General features: G+C 62.5%; 13 protein-coding genes. 4 read left to right on the top strand and 9 right to left on the bottom strand.

What is annotated here, in order from left to right:
- Positions 1-246: 246 nt before the first annotated feature.
- Entirely contained in the window at positions 247-516 is a 270-nt protein-coding gene (locus QZV93_RS11365) for a hypothetical protein (RefSeq protein WP_295558544.1), read from the top strand.
- Positions 517-747: 231 nt separating this feature from the next.
- Here QZV93_RS11365 and QZV93_RS11360 read toward each other — a convergent pair whose 3' ends face one another.
- A complete protein-coding gene (locus tag QZV93_RS11360; protein WP_295558542.1) occupies positions 748-1,074 on the bottom strand; it encodes a hypothetical protein in 327 nt (108 codons plus the stop codon).
- A gap of 358 nt (positions 1,075-1,432) precedes the next feature.
- Between QZV93_RS11360 and QZV93_RS11355 the strand changes: the two genes are divergently transcribed.
- Entirely contained in the window at positions 1,433-2,152 is a 720-nt protein-coding gene (locus tag QZV93_RS11355; protein WP_295558541.1) for a hypothetical protein, read from the top strand.
- A gap of 339 nt (positions 2,153-2,491) precedes the next feature.
- Here QZV93_RS11355 and QZV93_RS11350 read toward each other — a convergent pair whose 3' ends face one another.
- The 3 genes from QZV93_RS11350 to QZV93_RS11340 form a co-directional block, all read right to left on the bottom strand.
- The gene (locus tag QZV93_RS11350; RefSeq protein WP_295558539.1) at positions 2,492-4,864 is read right to left on the bottom strand and encodes a molybdopterin cofactor-binding domain-containing protein; all 2,373 of its coding nucleotides are present in this window, start codon (positions 4,862-4,864) and stop codon (positions 2,492-2,494) included.
- A gap of 3 nt (positions 4,865-4,867) precedes the next feature.
- On the bottom strand, positions 4,868-5,320 hold the full coding sequence (locus tag QZV93_RS11345; protein WP_295558537.1) for a (2Fe-2S)-binding protein: 453 nt from the start codon (positions 5,318-5,320) through the stop codon (positions 4,868-4,870).
- A gap of 112 nt (positions 5,321-5,432) precedes the next feature.
- Positions 5,433-7,082, bottom strand: coding sequence for an L-lactate permease (locus QZV93_RS11340; RefSeq protein ID WP_295558535.1), 1,650 nt, complete (start codon positions 7,080-7,082; stop codon positions 5,433-5,435).
- Positions 7,083-7,231: 149 nt separating this feature from the next.
- Here QZV93_RS11340 and QZV93_RS11335 point away from each other — a divergent pair, with 149 nt between their 5' ends.
- Both QZV93_RS11335 and QZV93_RS11330 read left to right on the top strand, forming a co-directional pair.
- Complete coding sequence (locus QZV93_RS11335; RefSeq protein WP_295558533.1) at positions 7,232-7,996, top strand: FCD domain-containing protein; 765 nt, start codon at positions 7,232-7,234, stop codon at positions 7,994-7,996.
- 103 nt (positions 7,997-8,099) lie between these two features.
- Positions 8,100-8,477 carry a YbaN family protein gene (locus QZV93_RS11330; RefSeq protein ID WP_363156987.1) on the top strand — a complete coding sequence of 126 codons (378 nt, stop codon included), beginning with the start codon at positions 8,100-8,102 and terminating at the stop codon, positions 8,475-8,477.
- Here QZV93_RS11330 and QZV93_RS11325 read toward each other — a convergent pair.
- The 5 genes from QZV93_RS11325 to QZV93_RS11305 form a co-directional block, all read right to left on the bottom strand.
- Positions 8,474-11,077 (bottom strand): EAL domain-containing protein, encoded by a 2,604-nt coding sequence (locus QZV93_RS11325; protein WP_295558529.1) that lies wholly within the window; start codon positions 11,075-11,077, stop codon positions 8,474-8,476. The two genes, QZV93_RS11330 and QZV93_RS11325, sit on opposite strands and share 4 nt — an antisense overlap.
- 178 nt (positions 11,078-11,255) lie before the next feature.
- A complete protein-coding gene (locus QZV93_RS11320) occupies positions 11,256-12,599 on the bottom strand; it encodes a UDP-glucose/GDP-mannose dehydrogenase family protein (RefSeq protein ID WP_295558527.1) in 1,344 nt (447 codons plus the stop codon).
- 206 nt (positions 12,600-12,805) lie between these two features.
- A complete protein-coding gene (locus QZV93_RS11315) occupies positions 12,806-13,159 on the bottom strand; it encodes a hypothetical protein (RefSeq protein WP_295558525.1) in 354 nt (117 codons plus the stop codon).
- 374 nt (positions 13,160-13,533) lie between these two features.
- Positions 13,534-14,796: a porin gene (locus tag QZV93_RS11310; RefSeq protein WP_295558523.1), complete on the bottom strand. Its 1,263-nt coding sequence runs from the start codon at positions 14,794-14,796 to the stop codon at positions 13,534-13,536.
- A 651-nt stretch (positions 14,797-15,447) separates the two neighbouring features.
- Positions 15,448-16,821: a hypothetical protein gene (locus tag QZV93_RS11305; protein WP_295558521.1), complete on the bottom strand. Its 1,374-nt coding sequence runs from the start codon at positions 16,819-16,821 to the stop codon at positions 15,448-15,450.
- Positions 16,822-17,065 lie beyond the last annotated feature (244 nt).

Here is a 17,065-nt window from a genome sequence, read left to right as displayed (position 1 = left end):
GGCGTTACGACGTCTTCGACAACATCGCCGACAACCTCAACGACGGGCGTCACGACGCTGACGACCGTCTCGACCACCGGCGTCACGACGCCGCCGACCACCTCAACGACCGGGGTTAGGACATCACCGATGACACCTTCCGAATGCCCACCGCCTCCCGGTCCGGCGCCACCCCCATCGGGCGATGGCACGAACGCATCAGTGGCGGCGGATACAGTCGCAGACGCAGCGATGCCCGAGGAGCCATTGACATCGAACGAAGAGGTGGCGATCGCGTCCGCGGTTGCCGAGACTGCGATGTCGGCAGACGCAGATTCGCCGGAATTCAGAGCAGGCTTGGCAGATCCGTCGCTCGACGCCCCGTTGCCGGGCGCGGATGCCGATGTGTTTGCGCCGCCGCCAGACGAGTCGTCGGCGGCTATCGATCCTCCCGAGGTCCAGCGCGACCCGAAATCGACGAGATTGGCGCTGCCGGAGCCCGTACCGGAGCCGCCGCTTGCATTCACTCCGCCTTGAGATGCCTCCGCCTGGCCGGAGAAGAACCCCGACATCGCCGTCGCTTGAGCGAAGACAAATGACCAGGTGAGATAGCTCCAGAGACCTTTTTGCCTGTCCGGACGCTCTTGCTTGTCAATATGCGCCGTCAGAAGCGCATTTTTTGCACTTTCACTCGATCCGAGTCTCTCATGTCTCTGCAGCATTGCGCCTCGTGCTCCCTTTCCGGCTCAGGACGCGCTTTCAATGCAATCAACTCGGCGATACGTCTCCAGCATCGGGCAGGTCGTCGACATTCATGCCCGGCACGTCGAACAGGTCCGACGAGCTGGTCAGGTGATCCAGCGCGATATCGAGGTAGGCGAACGTGTCGCTCGAAAGCGACGCGAGGGCCGCATGCAGGTCGGAAAGATCGCCGGCGTCGTCGCCGGCGAGGATGCTGTCGCCGAGAACGGAGTCGGCATGAATGCCGGCTTCAGGCAGCACATCTCCGACGATGGAATCGCCGGGCGCTGCCGGCTCGTCTGCGGGGCCCGGAAGAGCGTTTGCTCCGGCGTCCGTCTCCCCTGAATTTTGCATTATTCGCTCCCGTCGCGAAGCTTGGTTGTCTTGTTCAAATATCTAACGCAAAAGCTTTGTCGTCCGACAACTGAAATACTCGTCTGTCATTTAGAGATTCTAAAAAACGCACCTTCCCGAGAAGGCACATCGACATATCATTCGCATATTTTCGTGATATATCAACGTATTACAAATTCTTCACTTTGCACACTTCAATTCCCTGTCTTTTCCGCCAGGGGCCGGTCAATCAATTTGTAAACCGTTTCGTCCTTCGGCTTTTATATACCCAGCCGTTCTGTCATTTCCGACAGTTTTCATATCGGCCAGGCCTGCTTTAATTGCGCATTCTTTTATTTTACAATTCCATGAGGCCGTTGTGTCCGAAAACAGTCTCAACTCTCAGATCACCACGCAGGCGTGGCCCGCGCCGCCTAGGAACGCTTTCCCCCAAGCCCAGACAGAGCGCATCGACGAGTTGCATGCCGTCGTCAAATGGTCACTCGACCGCGAGGACGACGCGGCCAGCACGATCCAGGAGCTTTCACACCGCATCGATGCCAAATCCGAGCTGGCGAAAAAGGCGCTTGGTTATTCGGCCGAGCTGCATCGCTACGTGGCTCGTCTCAAGGCGTTGCTGCCGCCGGACGAAACGAACACAGATAGTCCGGCACAACTCAGCCCGGTCTCCGAACGCGTCATCGGCGCGCTCGATCGTGACAAAGCTACGCTGTTCCTGATCCGGTTCCTGCTCCAGCATGCCGAGACGACGTCGGCGATTCTGCAGTCGGCCGGAGGCCGCATGAACTCGAAAGGGTTCGACGCGCTGTGGCGTCAGGCCGAGGACGAGAGGCGGAAGATCGCCGCGTGGATCGGCGCGCAGGAGAGGCACCGGATCGAGGCGCGCGCGCGTTCGGCATCCGCTGCCGCTGCATCACCTGCCTCGACGAAGGTGATCGGCGCTTCCGGATCGGCGGCGGTTCCCGAATGCGCATCCGTCCCCAAGCCTACTCCTCGGCCGGCATTCTCGGCCGGAGTAATCCCGGAGGGCGTCTCGAGAATTGACTATCATCCGCCTCAGACCGTGAAATGGATGTAGCGCGGCGCTTGCCGGCATCCATAAAAAAAGTCGCGCCGATCCCGATGCCCCGGCGCGACCTCCAAGACCGATGATTCACGCTCCGGGCATTCGCCGCTGCCGATTCACGTCGCGCCTGATAGGCGGCGCGACGATCGGAGCGACTGGGGCCCGGAGCGATCATGGTCTCTTTGCTTTAGACCGATGATTCACGCTCCGGGCATTCGCCGCTGCCGATTCACGTCGCGCCTGATAGGCGGCGCGACGATCGGAGCGACTGGGGCCCGGAGCGATCATGGTCTCTTTGCTTTAGACCGATGATTCACGCTCCGGGCCGATAGGGCCCGGAGCGATCATGGTCTAGACCACCTTCTCGCCCATGGGCATGTTGCGAAGCCGCTTGCCCGTAGCTGCAAAGATGGCGTTGGCGAGTGCCGGCGCGAAGGGCGGAAGCCCAGGCTCACCGATACCGCACGCATGCTGCCCGGGCTTCGGCTCGACGATGTGCACGTCCACCTTCTTCGGGAAGTTGCGCATGGTCGCGATGTTGTAGTCCGAGAAGTTGGATTGCTCGACGGCGCCGTTCTTGAACGTGATGCCGCTGTAGAGCGCGTGCGACATGCCCATGACGGCTGCGCCTTCGATCTGCGAACGGATGCGTTCGGGGTTGACGTAGAAACCGCAGTCGAGTGCCGTCACCGCGTGAGGAACGGTAATGGTGCCGTCCTCCTTGATCTCGGTGTGCACCACCGTGGCGACATAGGTTCCCCAGGCCCGATGCGCGGCGATCCCGAGACCCTGACCCTTGGGAAGCTCCTTGCCCCACCCGGCCTTCTCGGCAGCGAGCCGCACCACGTTCTTGAGACGCGCGGTCTCAATCGGGAATTCCGGGTATGGGTCGCCGTAGTTCCAGAAGTCTTCGGGATAACCTGACGCCTTGGGATCAATGGTGCGATCCGGACCGATGAGCTCCAGCAGGAACTCTTTGGGATCCTTGCCGAGCTGGTGGGCAGCCTCGCACACGGCCGACTGCACCGCGAACAGGCGCGGGATGTTCGACACCGAGCGATACCATCCGATGCGCGTGTGGGCCATGGCCTGGCCGTTCTCGCAGAGGATATTCGGCACGTCGAACGGTGTGTTGACGAAGCCCATGCCGTACTCGATCGGGAACTGGTAGCCGCTGTCGGGCGCGAACGTCGAAAGGATCGACGGCGCGACGGTGCGATGACGGAAACCCGTCACCTTGCCACCGCCGTCGAAGGCCATGTCGATGCGCTCCACTGAAACGGTGTGATAGAACGCGTGACGTGTGTCGTCCTCGCGCGTCCACTGCAGCAGCACCGGCGCGCCACCCATCTTCTCGGAGATGAGCGCGGCCTCGATCATGAAGTCCCATTTCGACTTGCGACCGAAGCCGCCACCAAGCAGCGTGACGTGCACCGTCACGTTCTCGATCGGCAGCTTCAAGACCTTGGCGATGTCCTCGCGGGCACCGTAGGGGCTTTGCACCGGAGCCCAGACCTCGGCCTTGCCGTCCTTGATCTGTGCGACGCACACGAGCGGCTCCATGGGCGCCTGCACCAGGTGCTGCATGTGGTACTCGCCGGTGAAGGTGCTCTTGGCCCCCTCGAAGGCCTTGTCGAAGTCACCCTGTTTGCGGATCACCTTGCCCGGTTTCGCCGCAGTCTCGGACATGGCCTTGAAGTAGGCCACGGTTTCGTAACTGGCGTTGGGGCCGTCATCCCACTCGATCTGCAGCGCATCTCGACCCTGGATGGCCGCAAACGTCGTGTTGGCCACAACGGCAATGCCGCCGAGCTGACCGAACTTGCGCGGCACGTCGTAGACGCCCTCGATCTCGTAGATCCCCTCGACGCCCGGTACGGCCTTGGCCGCCGTGGCATCATAGGACTTGATCTTGCCGCCGAGCACATCGGGACGCGCCATGGCCGCGAACTTCATGCCGGGCAGACGCACATCGGCGCCGTAGATCGCCTTGCCCATGGTGATATCGCGCAGGTCGGTGATCTTGACTTCACCTTTGCGCATGAGCGTGAACTCGTCCGGCGTCTTGAAGAGGAGCGTGTCGCGCGCGGGCACCGGCAGCGCCATGGCGGCTTCTGCCAGCTCACCGAAGCCCAGCTTCTTGTCGGTCTCCTTCTTGGCCTTGTCGAGCAGCACCACGTGATGGGCCTTGGCACGACAGAGCGCGACGTCGACACCCCACTTGGCGGCAGCGGCGGTTTCGAGCATCTGGCGCATGGCGGCGCCGCACTCGCGCATGGGCTGGATGAAGTGGCGCATCGAGCGCGAGCCGTCGGTATCCTGGTTGCCGTAAAGCGGCTCGTCTCCAGGAGCCTGCACGATCTTCACCTGCGACCAGTCCGCCTCCATCTCGTCGGCGATTATCATCGGCAGGCTGGTGCGGACGCCGGTGCCCATTTCGGCGCGGTGGGTGACGATGGTGACCGCGCCGTCCTTGTCGATGGCGACGTAGACGTGCGGGTCGCTGGCCTTGCCGTAGCCATGCGGCATGCCCTCGCCGCCGGTCGGGTACGGCTTCAGCGGCTCGAGCGCGGCCGCATCAGGGACCCTGACGGCGAGCACGAAACCGGAGGCCGCGAGCGCGCCGCCGAGAAATTTGCGGCGGCTGACGTTCTCAATGATGATGCGAGGCGCTTCGCCGGTCTCGGCGATTTTGTGCGCTTCCTTTTCAAGATAATGCAGCATCGCTCATACTCCTCCCGCCGCAAGGCGCACTGCCGCGTGGATGCGCTGATAGCATCCGCAGCGACAGAGGTTTCCACTCATGTCCTCGACAATGTCCTGATCCGAGGGGGCGTTATTCTTGGCAAGCAGGGACGCGGCCTGCATGATCTGGCCGGCCTGACAGAACCCACACTGGGGAACGCTAAGCTCCCGCCAAGCCTTCTGCACGGCATGCTCGCCGTCCGTGCTCAGGCCTTCGATGGTGGTGACAGACTTGCCCTCCGCCATGTCGATAGTCGTTATGCAGGCGCGGACCGCGACGCCGTCGAGGTGGATGGTGCAGGCGCCGCATACGCCCTGGCCGCATCCATACTTGGTGCCGGTAAGGCCTGCGACATCCCGCAGATACCAGAGCAGTGGCGTGCCTGGGTCGCCGTCGAATGTCCGGCTTTCGCCGTTCACGGTTAGAGTTGCCATATTTACGTCTCCCGGTTTTACGACGGCGCGGGGCCGCCAACTGCTGCGCTAGTAAGTGCTTCCTTTCCGAGGCTTCCGAGTTTTTTACGAGTTCCTTCCGAGTTCTCGTTTTCTAAGGAGCGAGGAGAGTCAGGGGCCACACATAGGCCTGGCCCATGACCAAGAGGCCGACAAGAACCGCCAAAGCGACCGAATGGAAAAACACGAAGCGGAGAATGGAACCTTCGTGCCCGTACCATCGCGTGGCCGTGGAGGCGACGACGATCGACTGCGCGTCGATCATTTTTCCCATAACGCCGCCGGAGCTGTTGGCTGCCGCCATCAGCACGGGATTTATGCCGAGCTGCTCGGCCGTGACCCGCTGCAAGCCGCCGAACAACACGTTCGACGCGGTGTCGGAGCCGGTCAGCGCGACGCCGAGCCAGCCAATGAGCGTTCCGAACAACGGATAAAGCCAACCCGTATTGGCCAAGGCGAGACCGAGGGTGGCATCGGTGCCAGAATAGCGCGTGACGAAGCCTATCGCCAGCATGCAGGCGATGGTGATCAGAGAATAGCGCACGAGCCAGATCGTGCGCGCGTACGTGCGTAGCAACCCGCCGAGACCATATCCTAGGTAGAGCCCTGATATGACGGCGGCGAGAAGAATGCCGGTGCCCGTCGCCGAAAGCAGGTTGAAGCTGTAGACTGCGCTCTCGATGTGCGGCGCCGCGACGACGGGCGGCATCTTCTGCACCATCGCGTCGAGGCCCGTGACCGGCACCTTCGCGACCCACAGACCATCGAGCGCAGCGCGTACCTGCGGCGTGCCCCAGAAGAAAACGAAAACACTCAACACCAGCCACGGCGTCCAAGCGCGGCGGATCACAGGATTGCTCAACGGCCGCAACTCGGGCGCGTCGGTATAGGCATGGCTTTCCGAGGGCGCGCGCGGCATGGTCGTCATGGGCTCGGCCGGGCGCCATACGCGAAGGAACGCGGCGAGGCACGCCATCGAAACGATGGCGGCGACGATGTCGACGAGCCAGGGCCCATGAAAGTTCGAGACAAGATACTGCGGAATCGCGAAGGCAACGCCCGCGACCAGGATCGGTGGCCAGACCTCGAGCATCTTGCGGAAGCCAACAAACGCCCAGACAAGCCAGAACGGGACGATCACGGAAAAGAACGGAAGCTGCCGGCCGACCATCGCGGACAGCTCGTGGAGGTCCAGGCCGGTCACGGCGGCGAGCGCAATTACCGGTGTCCCGAGCGCGCCGAAGGCGACCGGGGCGGTGTTTGCAATCAGCGACAGGCCCGAGGCCGCGAGCGGAGAAAAGCCGAGACCGATCAGCATGGCGGCGGTGACGGCGACAGGCGTGCCGAACCCGGCGGCACCTTCGAAAAAGGCGCCCAGGCAAAAGGCGATGAAAAGAAGCTGCAAACGGCGATCGTCACTGATGCTGCCGATCGATCGCTGCAATATGGCGAACTCTCCCTTCTCGCTCGTCAACTGATAGAGAAAGATGACGTTGAGAATGATCCAGCCGATGGGAAGGAGTCCGAAGGCCGCGCCATAGGCGGCGGCCAATCCCGCCATGTGAGGGGGCATCCCATAAGCGAGGATCGCGACGGCAAGAGCAGCGGCGAGCCCCAGAAGGGCGGCGATATGCGCGCGAACCTCGAAGACGCCAATGGCGCCCAGAAGCACAACCACCGGGATCGCAGCGACGGCGGTCGAAAGGACCACGCTTCCGAACGGGTCATACACCTGTGACCACATGCGTCCCTTACCCAACCTTACGAATGCTTATTGGTAAAATGAATATACCAGTGGGGTGCGCGTGGTCAAAATATGTTATAGGTCGACCGCGGAGCGTTGTTGATCCGGCTTGACCACGATCACGACGGCGCTGCACAACGGGAATGGAAATGCAGGCCATTCACACCCAGAGAGTTGCCGACGCGATCGCAGTCCGCATCGAGAAGCTCATTCTCGAGGGGACCCTGCGCCCGGGCGAAAAACTTGCGTCCGAGCGAGCCCTTGCACAGCGGCTCGACGTATCGCGGCCATCCCTCCGTGAAGCCATCGACAAACTTGTCGAGCGGGGGCTGCTCAATGCAACGCGCGGCGGCACGACGGTTGCCGAGTTCCTGCTGCCGCTCATGACGCCGCTGGCCAATCTCTACCGCGATCACGAGAATGCGGCCGCAGACTACCTCGAGTTCCGGCAATGGGTCGAGGCACAAGCCGCACGCGCGGCAGCCGAGCGCGCAACCGAGGTGGACCGCCGCGCGATCGGCACCTGCCTCACCGAAATGCGCAAGGCGCACAAATCGAAGGACCAGACGCAGGAGGCGCGCGCCGACGTCAGCCTGCATCTGCTCGTCTACGAGGCAAGTCACAATTTCGTCGTCCTGCACGTCATGCGCGGTTTTGCAGAGCTGCTGCGCAACAACGTGTTCTACAATCGCGAGCAGCTCTATCTTCGCTCCGGCGTGCGGGAAAAGCTGCTCGCCCAGCACATCGCCATCGGCGAAGCCGTCATTGCGGGCGCTCCCGACGACGCGGAAAAGGCGGCCGCTCAACATATCCAGTACGTGTTCGGGACGGTCGAGGGGCTGCAACGCGACAATCAGCGGCTCAAATGCTCGATGTCGCGCGTCGGACGCCGCGATTTTCTTGCCGAAAGCTAGGCCGCGGACACAAAATGTGGCTCGCGCCGAGTCGCTTCTTAATCTAACATTTCCCGTCAAGATTAAGCTGCACGCTGCCACGGAACGGATCGTATTGCCGAAGCTGGTCTACATCGCACTCGGGAGCCTTGCGACCGTGCTGGCCATCGCGGGGGCCCTGTTGCCGGGCCTGCCGACGACGCCTTTCCTGCTCGTGGCGCTTTGGGCCTTCGCACGATCGAGCGAGCGGCTGCTGGCGTGGCTCGAGCGCCTTCCGCTTCTCCGGCACGCGCTGATCGAAGCCCGCCGCTTCGAGGAGCGGCGTACCATCCGGCGCGGCGTGAAGCTCACCGCAATCGGCATGGCATGGGGCTCCGTGCTCTTCACCGGCCTGGCATCGGGCTTCTCAAGCCCGGTTCTGCTCGGCATTGTCGGAGCGGCGGCGCTTGGCGGAACCTTCGCGATGTGGTGGTTCCCGACCGAAACCCAAGAAGTCCGTTAGCCGACGCGCGCGAGCGGCAGCTCGAGGTTTTCCGACGTACCGGGATCGAAGTCGAGGCGTTCGAGATCCTGCGGCCGACCGAGAAGATAGCCCTGCAGGTGATCGCATCCGGCGAGCGCGGCGATGATGCGCTGCTGCTCGGTCTCGATACCTTCGGCCGTGGTCTTGATGCCGAGCGATTTGGCAAGGGAGACGACGGCGACAAAGATCGAGCGTGCTTTGGGGTCCGTCGCCAGGTCGCTGACGAAAGAGCGGTCGATCTTGATGCGACCGATCGGCAGGCTCCTCAGGCAGCTCAGGGCCGACTGTCCGACGCCAAAATCGTCAATGGCCACCGATACGCCGAGCGCCTGCAGCTCGGAAAGCACCAGGCAGGCATTCACCTCGTCGTGTAGAATGGCGGTCTCCGTTACTTCCAGCTCAAGCCTGCTCGGCGGCAGTCCCGTACGCGCGAGGGTATCGGCGACCCTCGCAACGAAACCCAAATCACAAACCTGAACCCGCGAGAGATTGACCGAAATCTTGACGTTCGAGGGCAGCCGCGCAGCATCGCGGCACGCCTGATCGAGCACCCAATCGCCGATCTCGGCGATCCGTCCGTTCCGCTCGGCGAGCGGAATGAACTCGGCGGGAGATATCGATCCCAGCTTTGGATGCTGCCAGCGGATCAACGCTTCGAGGGCTACGACATCTCCCGAGCCACCGGCCGTGATGGGCTGATAGACAATGCGGAACTGGCTATCCTCGATGGCATGGTGGAGATCGCTTTCGAGCCGGCGCGCCGAGCAGGTGCCCGCATCCTCGGCGGCGTCGAAGAAAGCGAAGTTGCCGCGACCGCTGCGTTTCGCCTTGTAGAGCGCCACGTCGGCAGCTTTCAGGATCTCGTCGGTCGTGGTGCCATCAACGGGAGGCCTGGCGATACCGATGCTCATGCCGACGCGCACGAGATCGCCTTCAATGTAGATCGGCGCTTTGATTGCTTTCATGATGCGACGCGCGACCGCTGCCGGATCGATGGGATGATCCCCCTCGGAAAGAAGCAGGGCAAATTCGTCGCCGCCCAGGCGAGCGACCGTATCAGTTCCCTTGACGCATCCGGAGAGCCGGGACGCCACCACGCGCAGAAGCTCATCTCCCGCCGCGTGCCCCATGTTGTCGTTGATCGACTTGAAGTAGTCGATGTCGATCAGCATGACGGCAATGTCGCGACCGCTCTTTGCGGCCGAGAGCGCCAAATCGATGCGCTCGACCAGAAGCCGCCGGTTCGGTAAGCCCGTCAGAACGTCGTGGAGCGTGCGGTGGAGAAGCTCAGCCTCCGCACGCTTCTCTGCGGTGAAGTCCGTATATGTGCAGATGACGGCGCCGTCTGTCAGCACGCGTTGGCTGATGCGGATGTGCCGCCCGTCGACCAGTTGCTGCTCAATGTCGTTGTTTTCGTTCAGCTCGACCACGCGGTGACCATGCTCGGGCACCGCACCTTGCGCCTGACAAATGGCCATCAAGGTCGCGAGCGACGTTCCGGAGTGCACCTGGTCGGGTTTCAGGCCGTAGATCTCGAGGAAGCGCTCGTTGCGGACGACGACGCGGCTGCGGCTGTCGAACAGACATACACCCTGCGACATGGCATCGAGCGCCGTGTCGAGCTGACGACGTTGCTCGGCCGCCCGCGCCGAGACATGCTCGAGCTCGCCCTTGAGCCTGTCGCGATCGCTGATCTCCGCAGCAACGGCAAGCGAGGTCAGCAGGTTGACGAAGCAAAACAGCTGCATCATCCAGATGCGCGCCGGCACGTCGTCCATGAGCGCCGCCGGCCCCCACCCCTGATACGTACAGGTCAGCGATACAGCCGTGAGCCAGAGCGTGGTGATCGCCGCGTAGCGCGGACCGAGCCGGAACGCGATCAGGACGGAGATCGGGATCAGGACGAAAAGCAATGGCATCGTCGATTGGACGAACACCAGGAGCGATGCCGAGAGCAGCAGAAAGAGGTGCCGCGCCACGATGACCGGCGACGGGGATGGCTGCATGTTGCGCGTCGCCGGCCTCAACAGCAAGATGGCCGGCGTGAGCACGAGGAGGCCGAGCCCGTCCGAGAGGTACCAAGTGGTCAGAGCGTGATTGAAGTCGGCTCCAAATACTTGCATCACCACCAATGCGCCCGCTGCCGACGGAAGAACAGGGGCCACGGCGCTCACGACGACGAACGTCACCACGACCCAGCCCTTGGTGAGGTCGACCCGGCGACCGCAGGCTGCCCGCAGCAGATGGAACGCGAGCAGGCATTCGGCGACGCCTATGACGGGGAACGCAACGACGGTCGTCCAGGGGTCGCCGTTCAGGGCGACAGCCATGGCGTTGGCCAACAAACATGCGGCCACGAAGCGGTGGCGCGTCGTGCCGTTCCTTGCAAGCAAAAGTGCTGCGAGCAGGATGCCGTTGGCAGGCCAGATCGCGGCGACGTTGGTGACGTCGCGTGTCCAAGCCACGGCGAGATAGACGGCAATGCCGTAGATCAGCACGGTGCCCGCGAAGAACAGGGCGTGCCGGTGCCGTCTGACACTGTCGTAAAACTCGACTAAGGTATGGGTCTTAACTGGCATGGTTCGTGGCCCGCGCATTAGACGCGGGTGACGATAGCCGCTAAATTTCTAATAAAATCTTCCTGTTGACTACTTTTTGTGCGAACACATCTCATCTCGGCGGGTCGCCTATGCAACGCTGCGACGCACATGCAGCATCCGCAGACGTCAGGCACCTCAACCTGCCGCGATGCTCTCCCTATTCCGCCGCGGAGCTCAAGGAGACGGGAATGTCCTCCTTCGGCCGGCCGATGCTGACATAGCGGAAGCCGTGGCGCGCGATCAGGTCGCGCCTGTAGACATTGCGCAGATCGACAAACAGCGGATCGTTCATCAAGGCTTTGAGGCGCGGGAAATCGAGCGCACGGAAGGCGTCCCACTCCGTTACCAGAACGAGCGCATCGGCTCCTTCGGCAATGGCATAGGGGTCCGCACCGTAGACCACGTCGGACACGCAAGACTTTGCCGCCTCCATGCCCTCGGGATCGAAGGCTCGCACGATGGCGCCGCCGTCTTGTAGTCCCTGGACAATGGAGATGGCGGGGCTCTCGCGCATATCGTCGGTATTGGGCTTGAAAGTCAGACCGAGCAGCGCCACGGTCTTGCCGCGGATGTCGCTGCCGATGGCGCGGGCAACCTTCCTCGCCATGGCGCGCTTCCTCTGGTCGTTGATGGCCACCGTGGTTTCGATCAGGCGCAGGGGACTGCCGTAGTCCTGCGCGGTCTTGACCAGCGCCAGCGTATCCTTCGGAAAGCACGAGCCGCCGTAGCCGGGGCCGGCATGCAGGAACTTGCCGCCGATCCGCTTGTCGAGGCCGATGCCGTGGGCGACGTCCTGGACGTTGCTGCCGACCGCCTCGCACAGATCGGCGATCTCGTTGATGAAGGTGATCTTCATGGCCAGGAAGGCGTTGGATGCGTACTTGATCAGCTCGGAGGTGCGGCGGGCGGTAAAGACCAGCGGCGCCTTGTTGAGATAGAGCGGACGGTAGACCTCCGTCATGACGGCGCGCGCGCGTTCGTCCTCGATACCGATAACGATGCGGTCCGGGCGCTTGAAATCCTCGATGGCGGCGCCTTCCCGCAGGAATTCCGGATTGGACACCACGGCCACATCGGCCTGCGGGTTCGCCTCGCGAATGATGCGCTCGACCTCGTCACCGGTGCCCACCGGCACCGTCGACTTGGTGATGACGACCGTGAAACGCTTGAGGTTCGGCGCGATATCGCGCGCAACGGCATAGACGTAGGATAGGTCGGCGTGCCCGTCGCCGCGGCGGGAGGGCGTGCCGACAGCAATGAAGACCGCCTCAGCCTGGCTTACGGCTTCCCGAAGCTCGGTGGTGAAAACGAGCCGCTTAGCGGCCGCGTTCTTGGCAACGATGTGATCGAGGCCCGGCTCGTAGATCGGCATGACGCCGCGCTGCAGCGCCTCGATCTTGGAGGCGTCACTGTCGATACAGACCACCTCGTGGCCGAAATCGGCGAGGCAAGCCCCCGAGACGAGCCCCACGTAACCGGAGCCAACAACAGCAATGCGCATGATCGAGCCCTTCTCTCAGTGCGGACGCCCCGGAACGGCAGCCACAGCTGCCTGACCTCGACCGAGACGGGTCCGACCGATTGCGACGGAAAGCCTGCTTAGATCCGAGCTTTACGCAAGGAGAATGACAGCGTCCACGCCCCGGCCAATAAAAAAGGAGCGCCCAGCGCTCCTTTTCGAGGCGTCATCCGCAGATGGCGCAAAAACTAGAAGTTGTGCTTAATGGTTCCGCGCACCGTGAGATCCTCCGCGGGAGGCTCAACAGGCTCAGGCTGCTTGCTGTCGTTGGCGCCGTAGAGAAGCTCGAGGCCAAAGTCCATCTTCGGCAGGACACCGAGCTTGCCCAGGCCCGGAATACGGACCTCGGTGCCGGCGCTTTCCGAATCGACGGGAGGTGCCGAGAACTCGACCGACTTCTCGGCCGGCGCGGCAGGCTTGGCTTCCTCAGACGGAGCAGGCGCCACCGGCGCAGCTCCACCGCCCTGCTCCTGAAAGGCATGGGCCGACGGACTGACAAGCGCCAGCGCCAGCCCTATCCCAATGTACCCCACAACCTTCATTGCGTTCCCCGCAGGTCCCAACTTCTGACTCGCGAAGATGAGCCGTCCGACCGTGCATGACAAGAATGTTCGAGCGTAGTTAAGCGTGGATGAACGTTTCGCGGGCCGAGTGTGGTTGCTCTGCAATGTGGCCTCGGCGTCACAGGCGATCCGTTTCCTCTGTGCGGGTCGATATTCCCCACTAACGGCTTGAGACTGCCTTACTTTCGCCCCCAGCCGTGGTATGCGCGCCACCCCTGCTCAGGGGCCGGGAGCGTCATCGCTTCTTTTTCCACATTTCTCGCCGCTGACCTCCGGGGCGGTCCGAGGCGCAAAAAAGGGAGCCGCGTTGCGTGCGGCTCCCTTCGTGCGACCTATCCAGGGCATGACTGGGGTCAGAACTGGATGCGGGCACCCGTCATGAGGACGCGGAAGTCCTCAAGCTCGGTCTTTCCAGCTGGGTTACCAGCGGGGTCCGTGACGTCGCCACTGGCCTCGCGGTAGATGACGTAGAGATCCATGGCCGCGTTGTCGACCGACTGGATCACGCCAGCAGCCCAGAAATCGAGATCCGAGCTCGACGCCTTCTCGGACAAGCCAACGTCGTCGTGGCGGTATTCGCCGAAGAACGTGGTCTTGCCGATCGGGACCAGCTTGCTCTCGATGCCGGCCTGGACGAACCAGATGTCGCTTCCGTCATCTTCGCCGGCCTGAGCAGCCGTGAGGTCGATCTGATCGCCGCCGTATCCGGCATAGATGTAGATGCCCGAGGGTGCGTGCTGAATGGTGCCCGCGACGCCCCACCACTGGCAATCGCCGGTGCCGACGGAACAGCGATCCTTGTTGGTGCCGGGGTCAGTGCTTTCGCCGTAGCCTGCCTTGGCGGTCAGCTTGAAGTCGCCGATCTCACCCTTGTAGGTGAGGGCCATATCCCACATGTCGTCCTCACCCCAGGCGGCCGTCAGAACGAAGCCGGCGATGGTGGGGGAGTCGTAGCGGACGACGTTGCGACGGCCGCTCTGGCCCGGCGTCGCGCCGTTGAAGCCGCCCATGTAGTCGTTCCATTTGTTGCCGGTATTGATCTCCTTGAAGGAGGCGAGCGCAACGGCGGCAGCCTCGGCGTCGGCGTAGTTGCGCGTGACCGTGGCATCGGCGTCGTCGAGCAGATGGTAGGTCGACGTGCCGTCGAGACCAACCGTGAGCTTGCCGAAGCTCTTGCTCTTGAGGAACCAGCTGCTCTTGCGCGTCAGCAGGCCATTCGTGACGCCGTTATCGAGGCCGTTGTCGACATCGGCGTCAACGCCCTTGTAGGCGGAGCCCCAAATGCCGATTTCAATGACGTATCCAGCCGACCAATCGTTGTCGATCTTGGCTTCGCCGGAGAATTTGAAGCGCGACTGCTCGAGCGAGTTGGTCGCAACGTAGGCGTTGCTCTCGCGGCCGTCGTCCCAGAAGAACACGGCTTCGTTGACCCAGCCCGAGATGGTCAGGCTGACCTTTCTGTTACCCTTGCGGGCGGTGGTCGCCTCCAGCTCGGCGATGCGCTCCTCGAGATCCGCACAACAGTTGCCCCCGAGATCGGCGGCCTGGACCGACGACGCCCCCCAAACCAGAACACTCGCGGCCGCCGCAAGCGTCAGTCTTGCTGCCGGTTTCATACTCGCATCCCTCATTACCTATTCCCCAAGTTGTACCCAATGCCGCCAGAGGCGCCCCGCGACGGCGGCGACTCGACTGGGTGAGGTTTGCTCCATCAACAGGTAGGGTGTGTTACAGCGAGCTTACCAATGCGTCATACTTCAGTTGTTCCACATCAGTAGTTGCCTTGCTGCAACATCGAGCTTTTCCCGCTGCTCTGGGATGGCTCAAAATGCTCCTTACTTTTTTGTCATGCGTCGGTATTTATACCTCCGTATTTTGTGATTTTGGCTTTCTCGTTGAATGTCGAGACTGTTTCGAATTTCGCTCTTTTGCGTCCGTATTTTTACCTCTGTATTTTCGTCGTCCCGGTTATGAACGGGGTTGCCTGCGACTTTTGTCGACGGGTTTCGAGAAGAGAGGCCGCACGCTGGCGGCGGGCGTGCGCCAAGAGGGGGCGGCCGTGCCGCCGCCAGCTCCACAAGGCAGCATCGGCGGACAAGGCCGGTCAGACGACACGGCCGTGGCGCATGCATAGGGGCTTTTGCCCGAGCTGTGGGACCCGAGCTCAGCTCCGCACGACCTATCGCGCGCCATGACCACGGGCCACGCGCACAAAAAAGGAGCCGCCTTTCGGCGGCTCCTTCTGGAGCAGTGATGCGGGCTGGCGACTAGAACTTGATGATGCCGCCGCCAACGACGACGTCGAGATCCTCAAGGTCGGTCGCGGAAGCCGTAACGCCGTTGTCAACGAGCGTCAGGTCAGCCTCCAAATGACGGTAGTAGAGATAGAGGGACATGGACGCAGCCGAGAGCTCCTGCACAACGCCGCCGCCGTACATCTGCAGTCCGGTGCTGAAGACATTCGCGTCAGCGCCGAGGTTGTTGGTCGGATCGCCGGCGTCAACCGTGAGACGCTCGCTCGCGCCGCCGTCGAGATCGTAGTACTGGCCGAACAGCGTGGTCTTGCCGATCGGGAACCACTTCTGCTCGATGCCTGCCTCGATTGCCCAGAAGGTGGTCTCGTTGTCGGCGTTCGTGCCAGCGAAGTCGGCGTCGGCAAGGACGGTGTCGTCCTCGTGCGAGCCGGCAGCGAAGTTGACGTAGATGCCGGTCGGCTCGTGCATCACGCTGATGGAGCCGCCGTACTGCGTGCAACGCGCGTCCGGCTGGCCGGCAACTTCGGTGCCGAGACACTCGAAGAAGGCGCCGTCGGCGTTCGTGGTCGAGTTCTCGCCGTAAGCAAATGCAGCCGCGATCTTGAAGTCGCCGAGCTCGCCCTTGTACTTACCGCCGATGTCCCAGTAGTCGTCCGAGCCCCAGCCGGCCTCGAGGTTGAAGCCCGCAAACGTCGGAGTGGTGTACCATACGCCGGAGCGACGCTCTGCTTCACCCGGCTGATCGCCCGTGTGCTTGATCAGGCGACGCCAGCTGACATCGCTGATACCGCCATTAGCTGTGCGCAGGGAAAGGCCGAGACCGCTATCCTCGATGTCGGAGAACTTGGCGACATCCTTGGTATTGGCCAAGTTGGTTTCGGTTGCGGCCTCTGCGGCCGTCGGCGTCACGCCCATGCTGACGGTGCCGAGGCTCTTGCTCTGCAGGAACCAGCGCGAATGACGGGTATCGAGACCAACCTCTTCAGCGCCGCCGTCTGTGCTGTCCTGCGTGAAGCGCTTGGAGTTGGCGCCGCGGACGCCGATCTCGAGAACGTAGCCGGCTTTCCAGTCGTCGTTGATCTTGGCCTCGCCCTTGAAGCCAAAGCGCGTGCGCGAGTTGTCGTTCGTCACCTGGTAGACGTTGCTCTCGAAGCCGTCGTCCCAGAACATCAGAGCCTCGTTCACCTGACCGTAGACGGTCAGCGAGACCTTGCGGTTGCCCTTGCGAGCCGTGGTCGCCTCAAGCTCTGCGATGCGCTCCTCGAGGTCAGCGCAGCAATCGCCGCCGAGATCGGCAGCCTGGGCCGATGCGCCCCCCACCAGCAGAATACCGACCGCTGCAAGCAGCGACAGGCGTCCTGCCGACACCATGAAACCCCCAGTCATGCCCAAATCCTCTCGATATTGGCCCCGCCACGCAACGGCACGAGCACTCAATCGTTGACCCTCACCACTCAGCGGAGCTGGACAGACGCAAAAACAAATTCAAAACCGCCTGCCCCACCACCGTGGACAGGGCGAAATAACCTCATCGAGATCCAATTCGTAAACCGCAAAAACCAATATGACAGATTTGATACGTTTCGGCGTGATACCCCCGCAACGAATGCAAATTCCGGGTTTCGTGCTT

This window comes from uncultured Hyphomicrobium sp. (genome assembly GCF_902826555.1).
Lineage (GTDB): Bacteria > Pseudomonadota > Alphaproteobacteria > Rhizobiales > Hyphomicrobiaceae > Hyphomicrobium_C.
The sequence above is the reverse complement of the archived record's forward strand: the minus strand, read 5'-3'. Positions and strand labels throughout refer to the sequence as shown.